Source organism: Flagellimonas onchidii (assembly GCF_004804315.1).
Lineage (GTDB): Bacteria > Bacteroidota > Bacteroidia > Flavobacteriales > Flavobacteriaceae > Flagellimonas > Flagellimonas onchidii.
On record NZ_SRXX01000015.1, the window covers coordinates 22,753 to 49,105 of the forward strand.

The 26,353-nt window shown below is 40.0% G+C and carries 12 protein-coding genes; all 12 read right to left on the bottom strand.

Annotation, left to right across the window (positions count from 1 at the left end):
- Positions 1-32: 32 nt before the first annotated feature.
- On the bottom strand, positions 33-2,459 hold the full coding sequence (locus E4661_RS14925) for an ABC transporter permease (RefSeq protein ID WP_136468262.1): 2,427 nt from the start codon (positions 2,457-2,459) through the stop codon (positions 33-35).
- Between the two features lie 16 nt (positions 2,460-2,475).
- Entirely contained in the window at positions 2,476-4,845 is a 2,370-nt protein-coding gene (locus E4661_RS14930) for an ABC transporter permease (protein ID WP_136468263.1), read from the bottom strand.
- Positions 4,846-4,867: 22 nt separating this feature from the next.
- Positions 4,868-7,267, bottom strand: coding sequence for an ABC transporter permease (locus E4661_RS14935; protein ID WP_136468264.1), 2,400 nt, complete (start codon positions 7,265-7,267; stop codon positions 4,868-4,870).
- A gap of 18 nt (positions 7,268-7,285) precedes the next feature.
- Positions 7,286-9,691 (bottom strand): ABC transporter permease, encoded by a 2,406-nt coding sequence (locus E4661_RS14940; RefSeq protein ID WP_136468265.1) that lies wholly within the window; start codon positions 9,689-9,691, stop codon positions 7,286-7,288.
- Between the two features lie 21 nt (positions 9,692-9,712).
- Positions 9,713-12,160 (bottom strand): ABC transporter permease, encoded by a 2,448-nt coding sequence (locus E4661_RS14945; RefSeq protein WP_136468266.1) that lies wholly within the window; start codon positions 12,158-12,160, stop codon positions 9,713-9,715.
- A gap of 40 nt (positions 12,161-12,200) precedes the next feature.
- Complete coding sequence (locus tag E4661_RS14950) at positions 12,201-14,561, bottom strand: ABC transporter permease (RefSeq protein ID WP_136468267.1); 2,361 nt, start codon at positions 14,559-14,561, stop codon at positions 12,201-12,203.
- A gap of 38 nt (positions 14,562-14,599) precedes the next feature.
- Entirely contained in the window at positions 14,600-17,032 is a 2,433-nt protein-coding gene (locus tag E4661_RS14955; protein ID WP_136468268.1) for an ABC transporter permease, read from the bottom strand.
- A gap of 21 nt (positions 17,033-17,053) precedes the next feature.
- Complete coding sequence (locus E4661_RS14960; RefSeq protein WP_136468269.1) at positions 17,054-19,441, bottom strand: ABC transporter permease; 2,388 nt, start codon at positions 19,439-19,441, stop codon at positions 17,054-17,056.
- Positions 19,442-19,484: 43 nt separating this feature from the next.
- A complete protein-coding gene (locus E4661_RS14965; RefSeq protein ID WP_136468270.1) occupies positions 19,485-21,869 on the bottom strand; it encodes an ABC transporter permease in 2,385 nt (794 codons plus the stop codon).
- A 14-nt stretch (positions 21,870-21,883) separates the two neighbouring features.
- Entirely contained in the window at positions 21,884-24,265 is a 2,382-nt protein-coding gene (locus E4661_RS14970; protein WP_136468271.1) for an ABC transporter permease, read from the bottom strand.
- A gap of 61 nt (positions 24,266-24,326) precedes the next feature.
- Positions 24,327-25,022 (bottom strand): ABC transporter ATP-binding protein, encoded by a 696-nt coding sequence (locus E4661_RS14975; RefSeq protein WP_136468272.1) that lies wholly within the window; start codon positions 25,020-25,022, stop codon positions 24,327-24,329.
- Positions 25,023-25,094: 72 nt separating this feature from the next.
- Positions 25,095-26,345, bottom strand: a complete 1,251-nt coding sequence (locus E4661_RS14980) for an efflux RND transporter periplasmic adaptor subunit (RefSeq protein ID WP_136468273.1) — start codon at positions 26,343-26,345, stop codon at positions 25,095-25,097.
- Between the last annotated feature and the right edge of the window lie 8 nt (positions 26,346-26,353).

The following is a 26,353-nucleotide window of genomic DNA, read 5'->3' on the forward strand; positions in this document are numbered from 1 at the left end:
TTTTTGATTGATTTCTTTAGTACCCTATTGGGTTATTCATCTCTAAGAGATTCAATTGGGTTTGTTGTAGCTGCTTTAAAACTCTGCCAGCTAACGGTTAGCAGTGCAATTAACAAAGTCATGACACCTGCCAAAGCAAAAACCCACCAACTTAAGTTTGTTCTGTAGGCAAACCCTTGAAGCCATCTATCCATGGCAAACCAAGAAATTGGAACGGCGATAATAAAGGCCAAGCCCACCCATTTAACAAAGTTCTGGTTGAGCAATTGTAGAATTTGGGCAATGCTGGCTCCATTTACTTTACGGATACCGATTTCTTTGGTTCTTTGTATCAATGTGTATGACGTTAAACCAAATAAGCCTAAAGAAGCTATCAGTATGGATAAAAGTGTGAATATTGGAAAAACCTTTGCCAAACGTTGCTCATCGGCGTAGGTGGCTTCAAATTGGCTATCCACAAACTTGTAATTGAAGGTACTCATAGGAAATACATCGCGCCAAACGGATTCAATATCTTGCAACGCATTATCTATACCGGCCAAGTTAATGACTTGTTCGTTCAGTTTGATCAAGATATTCTGAGAGATATTGTTGTGCCTGACTATTATTGGCTTTGCCAAAGATTTAATTCCGAAATGGCTGTAGTCCTTTAGAACACCAACAATCTGCCAATTCTCTCCCCAAAATACAGTCGTTTTACCAATTAAATTTTGAGGGTTGTGGACACCCATAAGTTTCGCCATAGTTTCATTGACCACAATATTTTTGCTTTTTTTCTGACTTGTCTGGTGAAAGGGCCCACCTGCCACAAAGTCCATTTCCATAAGGTCAAAGTAATTTGGCCAGACCGCATAATTGTACCAGATGTGCTTTTCATCAACGGTCCCGTCTACATATTGAATACCAACATTGCTATTTGCGTTTCCATAATCTTCTCCAGGATAAGTACTTGCCACCGTAATATCGGCCACATAGTTTTTCTTCTTAAGTTCTTCAAGTACAACATTGAAATCCCTGTGGAACAAAGAATCTTTTGAGCGATTTATCGCTTGGCCCTTTATGGCAAGAACTTGATTTAGATTAGTACCTAATGGCCGATTTTTGAGATAGTCAATTTGTTTAAAGGCGATAAATGTGCCAGAAAGCAGGCATATCGTGGCAATAAACTGCCCGGTTAAAAGTGTTCGTCTCAAGAATAGACCACTACCGGAATTGGCCAGTTTACCTTTGAGCACTGAAGTTGGTTTATATTTTGAAATGGCAAAGGAGGGCAAAAACGAAACTAAAGAGGTTCCAAATAGAACAATTAAGAGATAGGGCAACAATTGCCTTAGTGTTTTGCCATTTAGACTAAAGTCGTAACCAACAAAAGAACTGAATGTTGGCAATACCAAAAGTATAAGCACAATACCTAAAAGTATTGCAGCGGTATTAAGGACAAAAGATTCAAATAAAAACTGGCCCACCAGCTGATGGCGCCCTGCACCGACAACCTTTCTCACCCCTATTTCTTTAGCTCGTTCCATGGATTTGGAGGTCGTTAAATTGGCATAATTGATCCAAGACAACAGCATCGTAATCAACGCAATAAGTGCTAGCATTTTTACCGAACTGGCGCTGCCATTTGCCTGAGCTTCATAAGGTTTGTTTGAATTGAGATGAATGGATTCTAGCGGTTCAAGGTGATGTCGCTCAAATTCGTGTATGTCTTCACCTGGTTTAAAAGCCATTACCTTGGCATTGAGGTCAGCCAAATCGGTTCCTTTACGAACTTTAAGATAGGTATAGAACTCATTTTGTGTCCAAACATTCTGTCGCTCACGCTCGAAATAGGGTAAATTGAAATAGGAACTTAAAGAAATTAAACAATCAGTGGGAATATGCGTTCTGCGATTAGAAAAATCGATGACTCCCGTAACTGTAAGCGGCAGAAATTGACCATCAAAAGCCAATTCGACTTTTTTGCCAATCGGATTTTCTCGACCAAATACGGTATTTGCCAATACCTCACTGATTACAATCGAAAAAGGTTCCACAAGTGCTGTGGATTCATTCCCAAGTACCAGCTTCTGATTGAAAATATCGAAGTACGTCGGGTCTACCATTGAGATGATTTGATCATCATAAACCTGTCTATCGACCACAAAGTTCTGTTCATCAAATCGTCGAAATCGCACATAAGATTCTATTTCAGGGAACTTTTCCGTTAGGGTTGCACCACTCAGTTGGTAAGAATTCGCATCACCTGGCACAAATTGATCACCCTCTATATAATCCATAAATACGCGATGGACCAGATGGGATTCTTCAAACTTGTCATAACTCCACTCCATGCTCACATAACACATAATCATGATAAATGACATGACTCCTATAGCTAATCCAAAGACATTGATAAATGAATAGAGCTTATTTTTAAGCAAGTATCTGACGGCAATTTTTAGATATAATTTGAACATGATTGCTGTTTTTTGATTATTCGGCGCGCAAACTTTTAATTGGGTTCGACAGTGAAGCTCTTAAGCTTTGATAACTTACTGTAGACAAGGCCACAAACAATACAATCAACCCTGCTCCGGCGAACATCCACCACTGTAGATTAATATGGAACGCAAATTCTTCCAGCCAATGATTCATAGCGTACCAAGCTATGGGAACGGCCACTAAAAAAGCTATGCATACAAGCTTTAAGAAGTCTTTAGAGAGCATATTTACCAATTTCATAGCACTGGCACCTAAAACTTTTCTAATTCCAATTTCTTTAAAACGTTGCTCTGCCATAAATGCTGAGAGTCCATATAGCCCCATGCATGAAATAAAAATGGCCAATAGAGCAAACACATTAAATATGGATCCCATTTGTTGCTCTCCTTTATACTGGGAGTTTAAATCAGCATCCATAAAATTATAGACAAGGGGATAAGCCGGATTGAGGTCTCCATAGACTTTTTCCAGAGCTGCAATGGCATGTTCGGTATTGCCAGGAGAGGTTCGTACCACGGTGTATCTCCCTCTTTGACTATGCCACAGAATCAATGGCTCAATGGCATATTGAAGGGGTTTAAAGTTAAACTCTTTGACCACACCAATTACGGTTCCGGTTCTTCCTCGAAAGGTGAGTTTTTGACCCACAAGGTTTTCGGTGTCCAGTCCCATAAGTTGGGCTGTAGTTTCGTTGATGATATAGTCATTATTCTCAAAGGAGTTTTTGGAAAAGTTCCTCCCTTCTAAAAGTTTCATTTGAAAAACATCTAAAAAACTTTCATCCACAGCAATGCTTGGAAAAAGTATTTGCTGATTTGGGTCCTTTCCATTCCAGGTTACGTCAAAGTCGCCAGTGACCAAACTTGCAGGGAGCTCTGAGATAATTGAAAAATCACTCGTCAATGGATTTTGGTCCAAAGCTGTTTTAAGGGCCTCTTGCTTGTCCCACATTTCCCCTTCCATGGGGATATATATAAGATTGGATTTATTGTATCCTAAATTTTTGTCTTTGATAAAATTAAGCTGTTTGTAAATTACAATGGTACCAACGAGCAGCAGTACCGAAACTACAAATTGTGAAATGACCAGTCCGTTCCGGAAGAGGAGATTGGAATTGGAAAGTTTCAACCTGCCTTTCAGCACTTTCATCGGTTTAAATCCAGAAAGCAACAAAGCAGGGTAACTACCAGAGATAAGTCCGGTAACAAGAGCTATAACAATTAAACTTGTCCAAATTAAAGTGTTCTCTAGTTGAAACACCAGTTCTTTTTGAGCAAGATCATTGAATGCTGGAAGTAATAGATAGACCAATCCGATTGAAATAGCCAATGAAAGAAATGAAATGATCAAAGATTCGCCCAAGAATTGAAAAACAAGTTGACCGCGATCAGCTCCTATCACCTTGCGAAGCCCCACTTCCCTGGCCCTCCTTGCGGACCTTGCTGTGGCCAAGTTCATGTAATTGATACAGGCAACGATTAAAATAATGAAGGCCACTACAAGAAAGATGTTTACATATTGGCTGTTACCATGGCCAGGGAGATCTATTTGCAAGTTTGTCGAATGCAAATGAATATCTTTTAGTGGCTGTAAATTAAAGTCAATTTCGAAATCGGGAACTCGACTGGCATATACTTGATTGATTTTTTCGGTGGTTTTGGCCAAGGCATCTCTAGATGCAATAGCATCTTTTTCAAACCGGAAATACCCATAATAATCAAAACTGTTCCAAACTCTATTTATCAAATCCTGGTCACTGTTTGCAATATGTGCTGTTGGGACTATAGCATTGAATTGCAAATGCGAGTTGGTGGGAAGGTCAGCAAACACCCCGGTAATCTGAAAAGAATCTTGGTTGTTTATTTTTATGGTTTGACCCAAAGCCTGGCCTTCGCCAAAGTACTTTTTTGCCGTTGATTCTGTTATGATTATAGTGTTTGACTGGGTAAAAGCTGTTTTTGCATCACCAGCGATCAATGGGAAGCTAAAGAATTCCAAAAAATTCTCATCCGCAAAGAAAATAGAACCTTCCTTATATCTTTGCCCGTTTGTTTCAACAAGCGCATCAAAAGGTTTGGTCAGAAGAAGGCTTGATTTAATTTCAGGCATTTCATCAGGAAGTTCGATTACCATTCCTACCGGACTCACAGCGGCCTCAAAATCCTCATTAGCTTTAGCGGTAAGCCGAAATATTTCATCCGCGTTTTCGTGGAATGAATCATAGCTCGATTCATTTTGTACCCACATTAAAATAAATATAGCGCAGGTCATACCAATTGCAAGCCCTCCAATATTCAAAATTGAATACCACTTGTGAAGAACAAGATTCCGCCAAGCTGTTTTTAAATAGTTTTTCAACATGATTGTTTGTTTTTGATGATGTTTATTCTGTCCGAAGACTTTTAACAGGATTTGCCCTTGCGGCTCTAATGGCCTGAAAGCTTACCGTAAGAATCGTGACGGCCAAGGCACCCAACATGGCCAAAGCAAAAATCCACCACTTTAAAATGACCCGATAGGGATATTCCTGTAACCAACCATTCATAACATAGTAAGCAATGGGCACGGCTATAAAACAGGAAAAGATGACCAGCTTTAGAAAGTCTTTGGAAAGCATATTCCATACGTTAAAGACAGAAGCGCCCAGTACTTTTCTTACCCCTATTTCCTTGGTTCTTTGTTCAGCTACAAAAGAGGTCAAACCAAATAATCCAAGGCAGCTGATCAAAATAGCCAATGCGGTAAAAATCCCGGAAAGTGTCCCGATACGCTCTTCCGCCGCGAACTTCTTTCCGTATTCTTCATCCACAAAGTCATATTGAAAGGGAATCGCAGGGAAATTCTCTTTAAAAATCCGTTCGATTATGGCAAGGTTCTGGCTTGCACTTTGGTTTGGGTTCAACCGTAAATTATAATAGCTAAAGTTATCTTGGCGATCATAGACATACCATGATTGCTTTACAGGTTCATAGGGTGATTGGGCAATCATGTCCTCGATGACGCCAATAATTTTCATTGACGGTCCTGGATCTTCTTCATCGGAACCTCTAATGATAGTGCCTACTGGGTTTTCCAGCCCCATATACTTAACGGCGGTTTGATTGATGAGTATACCCAAGGAATCAGTGGCCATATCTTTGGAAAAATCCCTTCCTTGGATAATTTTTAGGTTGAGTGTGCTGGCATATTCGGGAGATACCTCTGTCCATGCAAAATCTTCTTGAAATCCATCTGGTTTTCCTTCCCAAGTATAACCACTGCGATTAGACCAAATGCGAGTTGTAGGACTGCTTGAAGTGGCCATGGCAATTGCTGCTCCAGAGTTTAAAAATTGCTGGCGCATTACATCTGTCTTTCCTATAAAATCTTGGCTATAAGTAGGGATTTGTATTAGACCTTCCTTATCATATCCAACCGGGCGGTTTTTTGCATGATTTATCTGTTGCATCACAATGACTGTCCCGATAATAAAAGCCACGGAAACGGTAAATTGAAAAACCACGAGAATCTTACGAGGAGTACTGGCATGCTTTCCTGTCTTAAAGGTTCCTTTTAGTACATCTACAGGTTTAAAGGAAGATAAATACAAGGCGGGATAACTACCTGCCAACAGCGCGGTGAATAAGATAAAGGCAATAGAAACTACCCAAAAAACGGGACTTGCCCAAGGGAAGGCAATTTCCTTACGTGCCAACTCATTAAAACCACTCAATGATACTAGAACGATTAATAGTGCGGCCAAAAAAGCAAATACAACCACTAAAAAGGATTCTCCCAAAAACTGATTGATCAATTGGCTTCGCTGGGAACCTATGGATTTCCGTATTCCCACTTCCTTGGCCCTTTTTTCAGACCGGGCCGTGCTCAAATTCATAAAGTTGATACAGGCCAAAAGCAATACAAAAACCCCGATAACACCAAAGAGCCAAACATACTTGATTCGTCCACCAACTTGTTTTCCGTTTTTGAAATCACCTCTCAAATACCAATCCTTCATTGGAAACAGAAACAGTTGAGGATTATATTCTACAGTATCTTCAGCTAAAGTTTTTTTGACATCTTTTATGGTTGCAGATACTTTGTCCATATTGACATTATCAGCAAGTTGTACAAACAGCTGAAAAGAATTGTTGCCCCATTGATCTTCAGAGTTCTTTACCCATTCATTGGCCGCCACATACCCTTCCCATGGAATAATAAATCCTGTGTCGGCAAAAGAAGTGTTAAATGGAATGTCTTTATATACTCCGGTTACCATGACATCATGCTTATTGGCCACTTTGACAACCTTTCCAATAGGATCTTCGGTTCCAAAAAGTGCATTCGAAATTGACTCAGAGAGCATAATGGAGTTCACTTCTCTTAGACCGTCTCTTTCTCCTTTTATAATTTCCAGATTCAATAATTCTGGGGCTTCCCTTTGCATAAAGTTTCCAGATCTATAGAGGCTGGTTTCTTCATGTTTTAGGTAAACCTTGTTTGTCCATGAGGACATTATCAAATACTTAAAATTACTGGAATATTTTTCTCGCAGTGCTTTTTCCAAGGGTCTTGGAATCGCTGGTCCGGTGCCGATCTGACCATTAAAGGTTTGGGACTGGAATACTTGTGCGATGTTATCCTTATTGGTAAAATAACCGTTATGGGTAAGTTCATCTTTCATCCAAAGTCCAATAATCAAGGTAACGGCCATGCCCAAGGCCAGTCCGCCCACGTTGATTATGGTATACGACTTGTTTTTTGTAAGATTCCGCCAAGCAATTTTGATATAGTTTTTAATCATGATTTTTCGTTTTTTGATTTATTCTGTCCTCAGACTTTTAATGGGATTGACCAAGGACGCTTTTATAGATTGGATGCTACAGGTAATCACAGCGATTAATAGTGTAACAAGCCCTCCAAACAAAAACATCCAAAAAGAAAGTTGGATCCGATAGCTAAAACCTTCCAACCACAGGCTCATAAAATAATGGACCAATGGTGCGGCAATTACAAAAGACAACCCCACAAGCTTAATGTATTCTTTAGAGAACAAGGAAACGTTCTCCAATAATGAGGCACCCAATACCTTTCTAATACCAATTTCCCGACTTTTCTTGGAAACCATAAAGGACATTAACCCAAGAAGACCTAAACAACCGATTAATATGGAAAGAATTGAAAACACACCAAAACCTGCGAAAATCATATTTTCAACAGTGTATTCTTTGGCGATGGCATCATCTAAAAATTGATAGCTATAAATAGCATTTGGATATATTTCTTCCCAGTTGGTTTTGATTGTTGCCAATGATATGTAATCTGCATCATTAAGTTTTATGAATGCACTGTTTAGGTAATATGTCCAATTGACAAGGACACAGGGTGTAATATCATATTGCAGTGAATTATTATGAAAATCTTTTACTACCCCGACAATTTTTGCAATGCCCTCATTTATTTGAATCTGTTGACCAATCGCTTCTTCTGGAGTCCAGCCATAGGGCTTCAAAAAGGTTTCATTGACTATAAACTCGTCAAAGGCTTCTTTGTTTAGCGTGAAATTTCGTCCCGCCAATAACTGTAGACCATAAAAATCAAGATATTCGGTATCGACCATTTTCATTTCTGCCGCTAATGACTCTTCCTCTGATTGTTTCGGTAAACGATAGTTAGTCCCGAGCTGGAGTCCATTTACGGCCATCGGTGGGCCTGAACCAAAAGAAACTTTAGAAACCGCCGATTCAGCAAGCAACTTTTCTTTATATACTTTGGACTTAGAGTAATCCGAAGATTTTGTGATGACAACCGTATCTCTATGAAAACCAAGGTCATTACTTTTAAAATGGCTCACTTGAAATGCCAAAACAATAGCAGCTATTACAAATAATTGAACCACCACAAACTGAAATGTAACCAATGATCTTCTTAGGTTGACCTTGTCGACCTTTGTATAATCAAACTTGTTTCTTAGGGCCTTGATGGGTTCAAAAGAGGACAGGAATAATGCGGGGTATACGGCAGCCAGTAGCATAGCAATAATGGCTGTAAGTATGATATAGAGGAAATGTTCTGGTAGAAACCTCAGTTGTAAATCAATAACGGTCAGATAATCGTTCAGCAGCATAAGCAATCCCTTAATTGCGATAATGGATATAAGAGAAGCAAGAACGATGACAAGGCTGTTTTCGAAAATAAACTGAAGAATTAGATGTCTTCTTTCGCTGCCGACTACCTTTCTTATACCTACCTCTTTTGATCTGGAATAGGATTGTGCAGTAGCTAGGTTCACAAAATTTATTAGGGCTATCAAAAGAATAAATAACGCGATAACAGTAGATATCGATAGTATGTTTTTTGGGAGAATATAACCTCCGGGGCTTGGGCCATATAGCGTTTCATTGTGTATTTCCTTCAAAGGTTGCAGGTAATATGAAATGCGCTTATCATTTTGGGGGTTGAGGTATTTTTTTTTCCAGTCGGCAATTTTTGATTCAAGAGCACCTTTAGAGGCAGTATTGTTCAATACCACATAAGTTGTTCCCTGATGGTTAGCCGACCAGTTTTCTGAAAAAAAAGAATTTTGGGTTATAAAGAATTTGTAGGGAATCAACATATTATATTGATGGTCAGAATTTCCTTTTGGGGACTTTATAACTCCTGTAACTGTTAAGGGGTCATCATTCTGTAGATAAATAGTCTTACCCAATGCGTTTGAATAGTTATTCGGACCCAATTGAAAATAGCGTTTTGCCATAGTTTCGGTTAGCACAACAGAATTTATTTCTCGTAGTGCGGTATTTTCATTTCCGGCTAACCATATCAAATCAAAAGTTTTTGGATAATATTCATCTACAAACAAGATTTCAGGTTCCTCAAAAAGGTTCTCATTTCCTAGAGCATCCTCCACTTTGAGCACTCGGCTTACTGGGCCAGAGATTTGCGTCACTTGGTTGATTTCTGGGAAATCGTTCCGTAGTGCTTCTGCCAAGGGATAAGCAGTTGTGTTCCAATATAAGGTTTGATTGGGCAATAGACTATGTTGAACAATCCTATAGGTTAGATCAGCTTTCTTATGAAAAGCATCAAAGGTTGACTCATAGCGAACGAAAATGAGAATTGTAACACAAACGCTTATTCCCAGCGTTAGTCCAAATACATTGATAAATGAACTTAATCTGTTTTTAATGAGATTCCGCCAAGCGACTTTGATATAATTTTTGATCATGATCGTTCTTTTTGGAATAATTTATTCAGTTCTGAGACTTTTTACCGGGTTCATGAGGGCCGCTTTTACACTTTTGTAACTGATTGTGGCGAAGGCGATAGCAATGGTGGTTAGACCGGCGATTGCAAATACCCACCAATGGATTTGGATTCGGTAGCTAAAATCTTCCAACCATTGGTTCATCAGGTAATAACCTAATGGAAAGGCAATGAGCATGGCGACCAAGACCCATTTAAGAAAATCCTTGGACAACATATGTACAATCTGTAACACCGAGGAACCCAGAACTTTTCGGATACCGATTTCCTTGAAGCGCTGTTCGGCTGTGAAGGTTACTAGACCAAAGAGCCCCAAACAGGCGACGAAAATGGTTAGCAGGGCAAAAAATTGGAGTATTGTACCCGTATTGCTTTCCTTTCGATAAGTTTCCTGATAGAGTTCGTCCAAAAAGGCATACTCAAAGGATTCACCCGATTTAAATGTGTCCCATTCGGTTTTTATTGCTCCAACCAAGCCAGCCATATCCTCGGTTTGTGACTTGATTATTAAACCATAATAAGGATTGTATTCCATAATCAAGGGTTCGATAAGGCCATGAAGGGAACGGGAATGGAAATCCTTGACCACCCCAACCACGGTAACTTCTTTTCTGCCCCCCATGTTGTCCGTGGCTACGGTTAATGTCTGCCCTAAGGGATTACCGACCATTCCAAAGGTTCGTACTGCGGTCTGGTTGATGATGATGTTGTTTTTTTCGCTCCCGAATTCCTTGGAAAAATTACGTCCGTTAACGACCTCCATACCCAAAGTAGGAATATAGGCCTCATCAATGTTGTATACTTTGGTACGTAAGGTTTGGGGGATTTCATGCTTGGTAGTGACCGTGGTGCCTCCTTGATCACTCGGGCCGGCGGGCACAAATGCTGAAGTAGAAGCATTGACCACTCGTGAATCTTTCTCCACGGACTCTTTAAAAGCCTTTAGGTCATTGCCCAAACGACCTGCAGAGCGAATGACGATTGTTTGTTCGCGGTCATAACCTACATCTTTATTAAGTATGTAATGCATTTGACCTGAAACGACCAAAGTAGCTATAATCAATGTAATCGATACTGCAAACTGAAACACGACAAGGCCATTGCGAATTACCGAACTGCCATTGGAGGTAAAACGGTTTTTTAAGGCCTTTACCGGTTTAAATGATGACATAAAAAAGGCAGGGTAACTGCCCGCGAGCAAAGTGATGAACACTACAAGGCCACCGACTGTGATTAAAAAATAAGGTGAAAAAAGTTGAAGCAATTCAAAATTAGTATCGGCCGTGTTGTTAAAATAAGGAAGGGTCAATGTCCATAATAACAGTCCTATCAGAGTAGCGACTGTACTGGCCACAAATGCTTCGGCCATAAACTGAAAGATCAATTGATTACGGTTCGAACCCAGTACCTTTCGCATACCGATCTCGCGCATACGTTTGCCGGCAGCCGCGGTAGAAAGGTTCATAAAATTGATACAGGCAATTATCAACATAAACAACGCAATAGCCCCGAACATATAGACCGTTTTACGATTGGCACTTTTTACATTATTATTCTTGATATTGGAAAAATAAATGGCCGAAAGCGGTTCTGCGTAAAACCCGAACTTGTTTCCTTGGGCAAGGAATTCCTCGTATGACATGCCCAAGGATTGTTCTATTTGGGCCTGCATGTATTTTTTTATAATGGCTGGGAGGTTGGCTTGCAAACGTTCAATGCTCGAGGTTTGGTTCAATAGTAGGTAGGCCAAATAATCCCCATTAACCCAACTTTGGCTCACAGCTCCCTTGTTACTGCTCATCGAAGCAAAGAGTTGATAGTCAAAATGGGAATTTTTGGGTAGGTCAGCCATCAAGCCCGTTACCGTGTATAATCCATCGTTTTGCATATAGCCATCATTGGTGTAAAAGCCAACTCCTTCAATTTCAAGCATTTTTCCTATGGGATCTTCCTGTCCAAAATATCGCTTTGCTTGGGATTGGGTGAGGATGATGGAATTAGGTTTTTTTAGGGCGGTATCGACATTGCCTTTAAGCAAGGGTAGCGAGAAAATTTGAAAGAAATCAGGATCCACAAAAGCGAACCTACCCTGACGTAGGTTATTTTCCTTATACGTCACTTTTGGCTCCCCTATAGCTCGAAGCCGGGCAGCCTTTTGAACTTCGGGAAGGTCTTGGACAAGTGCCAATGCCACTGGCGCGGGTACTGGGACTTCTTCGATAATCTCATCACCTATCTTGCCCTTGATAACAATTCGAACGATTCTATCTCCCTTTTCATGAAAGCTGTCGTAGGAAAGCTCATGGGCTACGTATAGCCCAATGGTAAGGCAGGTAGCTATGCCAATAGCCAGTCCCATTACGTTGATACCAAAAAGCGTTTTTTGTCGTAATGCGTTCCGCCAGGCAATTTTTAAATAATTCTTTATCATGATCGTTTTTTTTGACCCTTCGACTGTGCTCAGGGCGGGTTTATTCCGTTCGGAGGCTGTTAACTGGCTTTTGGGTTGCTGCTCTTAGAGCTTGATAACTTATGGTAAGAAATGCGATGATTATATTAAGTATTCCGGACAAAAAGAAAGTCCACCAAGGAATGTTGACCCTATAATCAAAATCACTTAGCCAATCATTCATAATGTAAGCGGTTATGGGAGTAGCAATTACAAAAGCAATCAATACCAGTTTTAAAAAGTCTCTTGAGAGTAGGTTGGTTATACTGCTGATGGAGGCCCCAAGAACTTTTCGAATGCCAATCTCCTTGACTCGATTTTCAGCCATGTAACTTGCTAGGCCAAACAAGCCAAGGCAAGAAATCAGTATGGTCAACAGCGTAAAAAGAGAGGCGATGTTTTCAATGCGTTTTTCGTCTTCAAACTTTTTGGCATATTCTTGGTCAACAAAATTATAATTCAAAGGATACAGAGGATTGTATTTCTTGAAAACACCTTTTATAATGGCTAGATTATTGGATGTGGAATTATTGGGGTTCAATCTAATATTGATTAGACTGAACCATCCTTTTGCCCCCTCTATGACCAACGGCTCCACTTTTTGGAAAGGGGAATTGATTACAAAATCTTTAACGAGCCCCACAATATGCCAATCAGTTCCGTTATCCCTTATTTTTTTTCCAATGGGATTTTCCAAACCCATAAGAGCCAATGTCGCTTCATTTATTATAGCAGCAGTAGAATCGGTAGGATATTCATTGAGATTAAAATCACGCCCAGAAATAAGTTCGAGACCCATGGTTTTAACAACGTCTTCATCGGCAATCAAACGATGGATCAAAGTGTTGTCGTTCTCGTTTTTTCCTTTCCAGTTAATATCAGCGGTATTGCTCCATGTTTCGGTTATGGGCGAATTGGTTTTAGTTATTGATCTTGCCGCCCCAGACAACAATAACTCTTTCTTTATCAATTCATAATTGTCTATTGCATCCCCTTCAAGAAACCCATGGATTAGGTGTTCTTTATTGTAACCAAGATTTCGATTTTGAACTTTGTTCAATTGTTGGTTGATAATCAATGTTGCCGTTATCAATGTTATGGCAACTGTGAATTGAATAACTACCAGAACTTTTCGAGGTGTTATCAATGTATCCATTCTTTTGAATGTGCCCTTAAGGATTTTTGATGGCTTAAAAGACGATAAGTAAAATGCAGGATAGCTACCCGCAAGAAGGCCTGTGACCAGTATAACTGCAATGGCTATGGTCCAGATTATGGGATTATCCCAATCGATGTGCAATTTCTCTCCAACTAGAGAATTGAAAGCGGGCAATAGCATTGCTACAGAAACTACTGCAAAAATTGCTGCAATCGAACAAATCAAAATGGATTCTACCAAGAATTGCCCGACCAATTGCCGTTTTATTCCTCCAACAACCTTACGTATACCGACTTCTTTAGCTCGTTTTTCGCTTTTGGCCGTGCTCAAATTCATAAAATTGATGCAGGCAATAATAAGTACAAACAAACCGATGAGGGCAAAGAGACGAATCATTTCGATTCGGCCACCTGTTTCTACACCATTTTCAAAGGTAGCGTAGAGATGAGTCTTCGAAAAAGGGTAAAGATAGGTTAGCATATCTGGAGCATTTTTATCATGGATAGCCCTAATATTCTTAATCTTTTCTGTAAGTTCGGTTCCGGTCACACCCTCTTTTAAAAGAACATAAGTCTTGATGTTGTGATTACTCCAATTGGTATCGTCCCAACCTAATTGTATTAGATACTTCCAAGGCATTAAAAATTCAAAAGAGAAAGCTGTATTATTGGGAAGGTCTTTCAAAACACCAGTAACAGTAAAAACAGTGTTATTGTCAATTGTGATAGTCTGACCCATAGGGTCTGTATCACCAAAGAGTTTTTTTGCTAAAGCTTGCGTCAATACAACCGAATTTACCCCTTCAAGTGCCGAATCTATATTGCCTGAAACCAAAGGGAAGTCAAAAACCTTTAGAAATTCTGGATCCACAATATTGCCCATGGGTTGAAGCCTTTTTTCCCCTTTTGAGAAGAGAAAATGCATATCCCAACTGTAACGTACAGCATGTTCTATCTCGGGATAGTTCTCGGAAAGGGTTGGTCCCAAGATTTTTGGAGTGTCCGCCCAATTCAAAATCTCACCATTAATGTCATACTGGTTTTGAACTTCATATATGCGATCTATTTTTTGATGGAAATGATCAAATCCCAACTCAAATGAAGCCCATAAAAAAATTAAGGCAGTTATGGCCAATCCTGCTGATAACCCAACCACGTTCAACAAGGTGAATGTTCGGTTTTTTAGAAGATTCCTCCAGGCAATTTTTAAATAATTCTTTATCATGATCGTTTTTTTACCCTTCGACTGTGCTCAGGGCGGGTTTATTCCGTTCGCAAACTTTTTACAGGGTTTACAATAGCGGCTTTGATACTTTGATAACTAACGGTCAATACGGCGATGGATATGGCCATGAATGCAGCCAATAAGAATACCCATACACTGATTTCTATCCGATATGAAAAACCTTCCAGCCACTTGTCCATCACAAACCACCCGAGTGGTAAGGATATGAGAATGGCCATCCCCACCAATCTTAAAAAATCTTTGGTCAATCGTAATGTAATTTGGCCAACGCTTGCACCCAAAACTTTGCGCACCCCAATTTCCTTGGTTCGTTTTTCTGCATTAAAAGCAGCTAGTCCAAAAAGTCCCAGACAAGCAATGAAGATGGATAGGATTGTAAATGTGATAAAAATTTGTCCTAGATTTTGGTCCGCTTCATAGGTAGAATTGAATGCATCGTCCATAAAGCGATAATTAAATGGCTGTTCGGGAGCAACCTTATTCCATATGTTCTCAATTGATGCGACGGCGGCTGAAAAATCACCAGCATTTAACCTGACCGCCATAGCATCATTAGAGCTGCTTATTTGTAAACTCAAAGCTTCAATACCTCGTCTTAATGACTCGTAATGAAAATCTTTGATTACTCCGACTACCGTTAAAAATCGAGGGTTCTCTGAACCTAGATCCCTTGATAACCTCATGCCCAATGCTTCTTCTGGAGTAACCCCCAAAATGGACACAGCCGTTTCATTTAGAATTAATGCGGTTGAATCGGCCGCAAATTGTCTGTTAAAACCACGTCCAGCCAAAACTTCGATGTCAAGTGTAGATAGATAATCGTGATCAACACTCCAAATTTGCATGTTTATGGCATCTTCTTGGTTGAGAAGTCCCTCTTTCATAAAACTGGTATCGGTTCTAAATGAGGGAGTGGGCAAGAAGCCCGAAATGGTAGCACTTTTTACTTGGGCCAGTTGCGAGACCCGTTCTTTAAAAGAATGCAATTGAGGTCCGGCCGCAAAGACTTCCTCAACTATTAAAACTTGATCTTTAGTAAAGCCCAAATCTTTACTTTGGATATAGTTGAGTTGTTGATAGACCACTGCTGTGCTAATGATCAATAAAATGGAAATGGAAAATTGAAACACAACCAGCATGTTTCTGACCTTGCTGCCGCCCACGGTTTTTTCACCAGAACCCTTTAGGACAGATATTGGCATGAATCGCGACATAAAGAAAGCAGGATACCAGCCCGAAAATAGAGCTAAAACCATGGTAGAAACCAACAATATTGCCCAAAAGGATGGACTTGTAAAAGGGATTTCGATGGCTTTGCCCGCCAGACTATTAAAGAGAGGTAAGACAAGTATGGCAAGAAACAATGCTAGAATCAATGACAAAAAGGAGATTAATCCAGACTCCATCAAAAACTGCCTCAAAAGAGCAACTTTTGAAGACCCCAAGGTTTTACGAATCCCAACTTCTTTACTTCTTTTTAGGGAATAAGCAGTGGAGAGGTTCATAAAGTTGACACAAGCCAGAACAAGCAGAAATAGACCTATAAAGGAGAGAATATAAATATTTTGTACACTACTGTTGGCGCTCATTTCCGCCTCCATATCGGAATGCAAATGAATATCCGTCAAAGGGATGCTACTTAACTCATATCGGTTGCCGGAGGCTATAAATGCTTCCTCTGTAATTCCTGGGAAAAAACGCTGCGCATAGGGGATTACATATTTTCCCATCATAGCTTGTAGAGGAGCTTGAAAATCCTGGATACGCGCATTGGGTGATAGTTTGATGAAGGTCGCATAGTTATGGCTGGTCCATTCATCAGTGCGAGAATCTTCCAATCCTGACATTGCTATAAAAACCGAACAATCCCTTAAAAGAGAATTTTTGGGCATGTCAGGTATAATACCCGTAACGGTATAGGTACCTGTATTGTTTAAAACCACTGTCTCTCCGATTGCTTTTGAATCTCCGAAAAGTTTTTGGGCAGAGGTTTCGGAAAGGATAAGTGTATTGGGTTCACTCAAAGCAGTTTCTTCGTCACCAACGGCAAGCTTCAGGCCGAACATCTCAAAAAATGAGTCATCAACAAAAGTTGCGGCATCTTCTTTTGAGTTTCGTTGGGTATCACTTCTTCTTATTAAGGTAGAACCAAGTGTGTTGAATCTTGTGGCTAGCTCAACTTGTGGAAAATCTGCCTCTAAAGCGGCGGCCATGGGTGCAGAAACTTCGGCCATTTTACTTTCATTGCCTCCAAATTTTACATCTACGTTAATACGATGAATCCTTTCAGCATCTGTGAACATGGTATCAAAGCTTAGTTCATCATAAATGAACAGTGCTATAAGCAATCCGCCAGTAATTCCGATAGCCAGACCAATAGTGTTGAGGCAAGTAAAAAAAGTCTGTTTTCTTAGACTTCGCCATGCTATTTTGATATGATTTTTAAACATGATTGTTGTTTTTTGACTGGTTTATTCCGTTTTAAGACTGTTTATCGGGTTGGTTTTGGCAGCCCTAATGGTTTGTATGCTTATGGTAACAAAAGCAGTGATTACCATACCAAGGGCGACCATAACGTATATATACCAGTCAATAGGGACTTTATAAGCAAAATTCTGAAGCCAATATCCCATGGTCCACCATCCAATGGGAATGCCAATTAGGGTGGCCAAAGCGACTATGGAAACAAAGTCTTTTCCGATAAGTAGCGCTATGGAACTTATTTGTGCTCCAAGGACCTTTCTAACCCCTATTTCTTTATTGCGTTGTCTCGCAATGTAAGTCGTGAGTGCAAAAAGACCGATCAAAGAAATTATAATGGCCACGACACCAAAAAAGGAAATTACTTTTTGCAGCTTACGGTATGAGGCCAATAATTGCTCAAAGTTGTGGTCCAAAAACGAATATCGAATAGGTACGTCGGGCACATTCTTATTCCATATTTCCTCTATGCCTGTCAGTGTTGTTTGAATGGCTCCACCGTTGGCCTTGATTAAAATGGCCCCACCCGATTGGTATCTACATGCTTCGTTGCCTATAGTAAAGACCGCTGGCTTCACCTGTACCTCTGCGCCCATCACATTAAAATCATTGACTACCCCCACTATGGTCATGGGTTTTTCACAACCTTCATAATATATGGTCTTTCCAAGGGAACTCTCTGATGAAATGAGTTTGGCCGTGGCCTGGTTGATAATTGCATTTTGTGTTTTTTGGTCAGATATGGAATTGGTAAAATCCCGTCCTTCTAAAAAATTGACATTGAGCGCTTTAAAATAATCCGTACTTACCTTTACTGAGGCAAATCGGCGCTTTTCGCCCGCTATGGTAAAGCCAATTGTAGTTGAGTCCACAAAGGAATCTCCTGGAACTTGGGTGGTTTTGGACACATATTGCACCCCTGCAAGAGAGCTAAGTTCATTTTTAAGCTTTTCAAACCCTTGCTCTCGAATATTTTGGGCAGCTTCGAGCCGAATGAGGTGCTCCTCGTTAAACCCCTTATCCCTTTGCTGCATAAATTGGAGTTGTTTTCCGACCACAACGGTTATGATGACAAAAAAACTAGCGACCACAAATTGAATAACAATCAATAAGTTTCGATATACCATCCCTTTTCGGCCTTTAACAGATATTCCCTTAAACACTTGGGCCGTATTGAATTTGGAAAGAAAAAATGCAGGATATAAACCAGACAAAAATATAATTACGAGCAAACACAATAGGGTTTGACCGAGCAAAGATGCAGCATAGCTTTGATGCCATAGACTTAGATCCGTCATAAAGAATGCATTGATACTAGGCAAGGCTAATTGTACCAGCATCAGTGCAAGCCCTAAGGCAAAGCAACAGATTAGGGTGGTTTCCATCATAAATTGAAGAATGACATGGGTTTTTCCAGCTCCCAACACCTTGCGCACACCTACCTCTTTTGAACGATCCATAGCCTTTGCTATAGATAGGTTGTTATAGTTTACGGTACAAGTGACCATAAGCAACAAGGCAAGTAAAAACAATGCTTGAATGGTCTTGATGTGACTGTTGCCGTATTTTGGATAATTATGTAGCTGGGGAACGGCATCTGCGTACAATTTCTCGTAAGAATCTGATTCTAGATATTCTTCAAGGCTATACTCGTTTTTGTTCATGCGCTCTTTATAATAAAGCCTATTTATACCTTTCTCCAAATACGCTATGTCCAAATCGGATGATGTCTTTATATAGGTCTCATACGAATAATTTTCCCAAAAATTATTGGTTTCGCCATAGGGATCTAAGACCAACAAATGTGCATCAAGATGCGAGGGTGTTGACGGTTGCTCCAAAACACCGGTTATCACTGCTTCAAACGCACCGTATATTTTTATGGATTTGCCCAAAGGATCATCGTTTCCATATAGCTTTTGGGCCAGTTCCGTACTAATCACAGCTGCATTTGGGGCATCAAACACGGTTTCGACAGAACCTTTTGAGAGGGAATACGGAAAAACTTTAAAAAACAAAGAATCCACAACAATAGATCCTTTTTGAAAAAAAGTCCTGTTCTGGGCATCTACCTGTACTTCGTAATCCCCTGACGATTGAATGGCCGTACCAAAAGCCACATTAGGGTGTTTTTTGGTCAAAAACTTGGCCAATGGAGCTGGAGTAAGTTCTTTTATATCATCCCCTTTTTTGATAGAAAGTTTATAGACACGATCAAGACTTTCATCCCAAGAATCATAACTTAATTCATAATTGAGAAACAATAACATGATAATAAAACTGCTTAATCCTGCTGTTAACCCGAGAATGTTGACGGCACCTATCCCTTTGTTTTTCAGGAGGTTTCGCCAAGCAATTTTGATATGGTTTTTTAACATGATGTTTGTTTTATGACCCTTCGACTCCGCTCAGGGCAAGTTTTTATTCCGTTCTTAGGCTTTTGACAGGGCTAGTCAGCGCAATCTTTATGGTTTGATAACTTATAGTTAGCAAAGTGATGATCATAATGGAGATAATGGCGAGGGCAAACATCCACCAATGTATTTCGGTTCGGTAAGTGTATCCTTGGAGCCATTGTTCCATAAAGTACCATACAATTGGAGCGGCGATTACCCCGGCAATCAATATAAGTTTGAAAAAATCCACTGTGAACAGGGCAAGGATATTTCTGACATTGCTTCCCAGCACTTTTCGAATCCCAATTTCCTTGGTGCGTTGGCCGACAAAGAATAGGATAAGGCCATATAGACCTAAACATCCAATAAATATAGCTAGTGCAGAAAATATTTTAGAAAGGAAAAGATATCGTTGTTCTGTCTGGTATTGTTCTGCAACCCTTTCATCCATAAAGCGATGTTCGTAGATATAACCAGGAAACGTCTCGGACCAAATCGACCTTATCTGATCCAAAGTTGAAGCTACATTTTGTGGGTTTATCTTTAGTGCGATTTCGTTATAAGTAGTTGGTCTTTGAACAATAAAGGCAGGACTTATCTCTTCTCTGAAATTGGCATTGTGAAAATTGTCGACCACTCCTACAATGGTACCTTTTACATATCCTCCATTGGCCGTAAATTTTTTGCCCAACATTTCTTCAGGATTTGTTATTCCTAATTTTTCTCCGAATCTTTTGTTGACCAAAATCTCATGAATGCTGTCACTTTCAAAGTAATTCCGACCAGCCAATAAGTCAATTTCAAACACTTCTAAATAGTCAATATCTCCCATTTTGTAGTTGATGGCGAATTCCTCATCTTTTGGGTTGTTATGATATCTGGCATTTGTACTCCAATCATTTTTTGATGCTCCTGGACTGCTTAGACAGGCGGAAGCTTGTTTCACCCCTGTTATTTTTTCAAACCGTTCTTTTAAGGATTTGATTTTAACAGGCTCTATAACCGTTGGAATGCCGGTCATGACAATCGACTCGGTTGTATATCCTAAATCGGAGTTTATGGCATAATCCATTTGTTTGGAAATAATTATTGTAGCCGCTATAAGCGCAATGGAAATGGTAAATTGTGCTATTACCAATACCTTTCTTGTAGTAACTCCTCCGGTGTCCTTTTGGTTTAGTTTTCCCTTGAGTGCTAGTACCGGAACAATCCTGGACATAAGCAGACCGGGATAGCTTCCTGAAATGAAAGACACTATGACCAAGACTAAAAAAAGAAATCCAAAGATTTTCGGGGTGAATAGATCATCAAAGGTCAATTCCAACTGAAAAAGTTCGTTGAATTGGGCCAGAGAAATGGCTGCGAAGAAAACTCCCAAAAGCATGGCAAATAGGCCTATGATAAAAGTTTCGGTCAAGAACTGCAAAAACAAATGTTTCCTATAGCTCCCCAACACTTTTCTGACCCCTATTTCCCTAGATCGGGTAAATGTCTGGGCAGTAGAAATATTGATAAAGTTTATGCTTGCAATAATGATTAAGAACAGGCCAATTATCCCAAAGACCCATAACAATGCGGGATCCATTCCCCAATAGTCAGGATTAAAATGAACATCTGCCAAGGGCTGTAACTTGTACACATGCTTATTGGCAAAGTTTGGTCGATACTTTTTGGGGAGTTCAAGTAAAGTGTTCTCAATATCGGCTATGTTTTGATTTGGTTTTAAGAGAACTAGGCATTGTAGTTCAGAAGTGATTCCATTCCAAGTTTCCATAGCTGCATAGTCTTCAAGGGGAATCAAGGTTTTAAAGGAAATGAATAAACCTTCAGTAACCATAGATGTTTTTGGAAGATTCTGAAGCACACCGATTACTTCAATAGTCTCACGATTATCCAAAACAAAGGTTTTCCCTAAAGGGTCAATGTCGCCAAACATTTTTTTTGAAGTGCTCTCACTTATATAAGCGGTATTGGGCTCATCCAAAGTGCGTGTTCCCATTGATTTAACCAAGGGGAAATTCATAATTTCAAAAAAATCTGGTTCGGCAAATACAGCATCTTCTTTAAGCTGGACCATCTGACCTCTGCAATCAATACTCAGCAAATTATCTTCCCAAGTATTTATTTTAGCTACTTTTTCGGCATAATCATAGTTATCACGAAATTCCTTGGCAAAAGCAGGAGGGACTGATGGTTCATGGTCTATAATATCTGTATGCTCTTCCGTGACCACTCTATATATGCGATCTGCATTTTTATGTAACTTGTCGAACGAAAGGTGAAAGTTCAGAAATAGATAAATAAGAATGCTGCTTCCAAAACCAATGGCAAGCCCTAAAATGTTGATAGCTGTAAAGACCTTCCTTTTTCGAAGGTTTCGCCAAGCTATTTTGAAATGGTTCTTAAGCATGATGTTTGTTTTTGTTATTCCGTTCGCAAACTTTCGACAGGATTGACCAAAGCGGCTCTCAACGCCCTGAATCCTGTAGTGCCCATTGTAATTAGCAAAGCCAAAATTGTGGCTATGGCAAATACTTCAAGCTTAATATTTGTTCTATAGGTAAAATCTTTTATCCAGTCGTCCATAAAAAAGTACGTTAGCGGCCATGCTATCAAACTGGCAATGGATAATAAAACGACAAACTCCCTTGTTAGTTGAAAAGTGACGTTTCCAATGGAGGCGCCCAGTACTTTTCGAATCCCGATTTCCTTTGACTTTCGTTCTGCCGAGAAAGATACAAGACCAAAAGTGCCAAGGCAGGCTAGGATTATGGCCAGAATTGTGAACATGGTGAGGACTTCGGTAAACTTTTTCTCGGCTCTATATTGCTGCTCTACATCCTCATTTATAAAGGAATATGAAAACTCCCTGTCCGTTACGAATTTTGAGTATACTGATTTGATATGTTCTAGGGTAGAAGGAATGTCATGGGGTTCTACTTTTGCATATACCCAGTTCAAATCTGAGGTCGACGGAAGGAAAATCGTAGGGGCAATTTTTCTATGGAGTGATTCAAAATGGAAATCTTTCACTATGCCCACTACTTCGAATCTTTGACCGTCAAATTCCATCCATTTACCTATGGGTTCTTGCCATCCCAATTGAGCTACTGCCGTCTCATTTAAAATGATGGACGAGGTGCCGTCTGATGAAAAATCCTTTGAAAAATCACGTCCTTCTGACATTTCCGCTTCGACTGTTCCAAAAAAATTACGGCTGATTCCAATGATTTTCATTGATTTTCTTGCGTCCTCGTCAATGGGCACCCCTTCTGCACGATAGTTGGTACTGTTACTGATCCAACCTGGTATTTTCATATTAGAGGCACCGGCCTTGAGAATTGAGGTGTTGGATAAGAGATTGTTCTGGAAAGTATCTATTTTGTTGCGATCCATGGTTCTAAGCGGTATAGCCACCAATTGCTCCTTATTGATTCCTAGTTCCTTGTTCTTAAGAAAATCCACCTGATGAAAAACTATGGAGGTAGAGGCTGTCAGGCCAATGGAAATTACAAATTGTAGCACTACAAGCCCTTTTCTGAGGACTGGGCCAAATCCTTCTTTGGTTTTGCCTCCCTTTAAGCTGTTTATAGGTTTATAATTGGAGAGGACAAAAGAGGGATAGGCTCCTGATAAAAGGGCTATGATCAAAACTGCTACGCCAATCACCGCTATGAACTCTAGACTAAGCAAAGTATTTGCCGTTATTTCTTTGGAAGCAAACTGGTTAAACTTTGGCAGTAATAGAAGGGTCAAACAAAATGCAATCAATGTTGAAACAAGAGTCAGGATGAATGACTCGGACAAAAACTGTTTTACAAGACTCATTTTATGCGCGCCCAGTACTTTTCGCATGCCAATTTCCTTGGCCCGTCTTAAAGACCTTGCTATGGTCAAGTTCATGTAATTTATACTGGCAATAATTAGAATGAAAATAGCCACGCTGGAAAAAATGTAAATGTGGTTTATGTTTCCATTGGATTCTATTTCCGTTCCATTATCCGATTTTAGATGGATGTCCAATAGGGGTTGTAGAAACAACTTAAAGTTTCCAGAAGTAAGTGGGGATAAATGGTCGTCAATAAAGTTGGGAAACAAGGCTTCCATCCTTTTGGGTTGGACACCTTCCTTCACTTTAATATATACGTATTGGGAATCCCAACCCACATTAGTAAACATGGCTTCGGGTACTATTTCTCTTAATGTTTGCTGTGATATAAGGAAATCGAAATGAAAATGGGAATTGGAAGGCATATCCTCCATAATTCCACTTACCTGTAATTGCAACGCTCCATCCTCGACAGAAAACACCTTGCCCATGGCATTTGTATGGCCGAAATATTTTTTAGCTATAGATTCTGAAATGACCACTTTATTTAATCCTTTTAATGCCTCGTTAGGGTTGCCCGAAATCAATGGAAAAGAAAAGATTTTGAAGAAGTTTCCATCCGTGATGGCCATCCGTCTTTCATCAAATCGTTTTTCTCCATAAGTGACAATTTCCGACATGCGTGCAATACGGACTAATTGTTCAACTTCTTCAAAATTTGATTTTAACCTCTCGGCTGTTGGCCATGAATTTGTGGAATATGGTTCCCAGACACCTTGTCTCATATAGGCTGCTGCCACGCGATAAATTCGATCGCTACCCTGATGAAACTTGTCATAGCTCAGTTCATCCTTTATAAAAAGGAAAATCATAAGACAGCAGGAAAGGCCCAATGCCAAACCGGAAATATTAATAAGGCTGTATGCTTTTTCCTTTTTGAATACCCTGAACGCTATTTTAATATGATTTTTGAACATGTTTTTTTGATTAGCCCTTTGACTTTTACCAGGGCAAGTTTTGATTGATGAATAAACTCGATTATACCATAGCTCCTATCTCTCTGTTCTTGCTTTCGGTTACGATTTGACCGTCAAATAGATTTACAACTCGATGCGCATAATGTGAATCTCTGTCCGAATGCGTTACCATTACGATGGTGGTTCCTTCTTGGTTCAATTCGGTAAGCAGGTTCATGACCTCGATTCCGTTTTTGGAATCCAGGTTACCCGTAGGCTCATCCGCCAAAATCAATTTTGGGTTGGTGACCACTGCTCTTGAAATCGCTACGCGCTGCTGCTGTCCACCTGAGAGTTGTTGTGGAAAGTGTTTTTCACGATGCGCAATTTTCATGCGTTCCAAAACAGCTTTGACTTTCTGCTTGCGCTCCGATTTATTCATTTTTAGATAAATTAATGGCAGCTCTACGTTTTCATAAACGGTTAGCTCGTCGATGAGGTTAAAGCTTTGGAAAACAAAGCCTAGATTTCCCTTTCGCAATTGGGTGCGTTGACTTTCCTTGAGGCCGCTTACCTCATGTCCCGCAAACTGATAGCTTCCATCAGTGGGGTTGTCCAACATTCCGATGATGTTCAGCAAGGTTGATTTTCCACATCCTGAAGGTCCCATAATGGCCACAAATTCTCCCTCCGCCACGTTTAGGTTTACACCATTTAAGGCAAGGGTTTCTACTTCTTCAGTTCTAAAACTCTTTTTAAGGTTCTGTATCTGTATCATTTTTTGATTGTTATGCTGTTTAGATTCATAATTTAAAGACGTTGCTACTGTACACTCTGTGACAGTTGGTTTCTATTTTAATACGATTCTTTCTGCTTTGCCAAAGCTGTCATAATTACTGGTTATTACACTTTCACCCGGTTCCAAACCTTCTAACACTTCGTAGTATCTAGAGTTTTGTTTTCCTATTCGTATGTTTCTTTTCAAAGCCTCATCACCACTAGTTCCGACAACAAACACCCATTGACCTCCAGTGCTCTGGAAAAAGCCTCCTTTTGGCAATAACAGGGCATCGCTGGAAGCCCCTAGTTGTAATCGTATATTATAACTTTGACCAGCTCTTATGGTTTCAGGTTTTTCATCGGTAAAGACCAAATCCACCTTAAACCTTCCGTTTCTGACTTCTGGATAAACTTTTCGCAACCTTAACCCATATTCTTTTTCATTCCGTTCCAATGTCGCAGACAAATCCCTTTTCACACGATCTATGTAATGCTCATCAATTTCTGCTTCGATTTTAAAATCAGTAAGGACATTGACCTGCCCAATACGCTCTCCTTGAGAAATATTTTGTCCAATTTCCGCGTCTAAAAAGCCCAATTGACCATCCGCAGGAGCCCGAACATTTAAATGATCCAAGCGCTCGTAAACCATGGAAAGGGTTTTCTTCATTCGGGTAAGATCTGCATCCAGACCCGTTAAGGAAGTCGTTCGCATTTTATCATCATTTTCCGTTTGGATCTTAACAATTTCGTATTGTTTTTGGGAAAGCTCGTAATTTTCTTTGGAGGTAAGATATTCCTCCTTGGAAATGAGTTCATCTTGGTAAAGAGCCTCATTCTGTTCGTAGTTTCTCTTTAGCCGCTGCAATTCATTGGCCGCTGTGGCCAGGGCTCTGCGACCATCATACTGGCGAGAATCAAAGTCAAGGCGTGTCTGACGCAGGTTATTTTCCTTTAACGCCATATTGCTTTCGCTGGAAAGAATCTGCTCGTAGAGATTGGTGTTCTCCAGTTTTAGGATGATATCGCCTTTTTTGACCATGGTTCCTTCCTCAATCAATTTTTCGGAAACTCTTCCTCCTTCATAAGCATCCATATATATGGTAGCTATCGGAGCGACATTTCCGTTTATGGTAATGTAATCGTCAAACTTTCCTTCCGCGACCTGAGCTATGGAAAGACGGTCTTTTTCTGTCCTATAGGTTGGTATGGAACTGGCAAATATGAGTTTGTACCCTGTAAAAAGAACCAACAGACCAAGAGCGATATAGCCGTAATGTTTTGGTCTTAATCCTTTCTTTTTTTCTAACTGTATATCCATGATTGTTT

Coding starts and splice junctions, on each gene's coding strand:
- E4661_RS14925 (WP_136468262.1), bottom strand. CDS start 2,459: ATGTTCAAATTATATCTAAAAATTGCCGTCAGATACTTGCTTAAAAAT.
- E4661_RS14930 (WP_136468263.1), bottom strand. CDS start 4,845: ATGTTGAAAAACTATTTAAAAACAGCTTGGCGGAATCTTGTTCTTCAC.
- E4661_RS14935 (WP_136468264.1), bottom strand. CDS start 7,267: ATGATTAAAAACTATATCAAAATTGCTTGGCGGAATCTTACAAAAAAC.
- E4661_RS14940 (WP_136468265.1), bottom strand. CDS start 9,691: ATGATCAAAAATTATATCAAAGTCGCTTGGCGGAATCTCATTAAAAAC.
- E4661_RS14945 (WP_136468266.1), bottom strand. CDS start 12,160: ATGATAAAGAATTATTTAAAAATTGCCTGGCGGAACGCATTACGACAA.
- E4661_RS14950 (WP_136468267.1), bottom strand. CDS start 14,561: ATGATAAAGAATTATTTAAAAATTGCCTGGAGGAATCTTCTAAAAAAC.
- E4661_RS14955 (WP_136468268.1), bottom strand. CDS start 17,032: ATGTTTAAAAATCATATCAAAATAGCATGGCGAAGTCTAAGAAAACAG.
- E4661_RS14960 (WP_136468269.1), bottom strand. CDS start 19,441: ATGTTAAAAAACCATATCAAAATTGCTTGGCGAAACCTCCTGAAAAAC.
- E4661_RS14965 (WP_136468270.1), bottom strand. CDS start 21,869: ATGCTTAAGAACCATTTCAAAATAGCTTGGCGAAACCTTCGAAAAAGG.
- E4661_RS14970 (WP_136468271.1), bottom strand. CDS start 24,265: ATGTTCAAAAATCATATTAAAATAGCGTTCAGGGTATTCAAAAAGGAA.
- E4661_RS14975 (WP_136468272.1), bottom strand. CDS start 25,022: ATGATACAGATACAGAACCTTAAAAAGAGTTTTAGAACTGAAGAAGTA.
- E4661_RS14980 (WP_136468273.1), bottom strand. CDS start 26,345: ATGGATATACAGTTAGAAAAAAAGAAAGGATTAAGACCAAAACATTAC.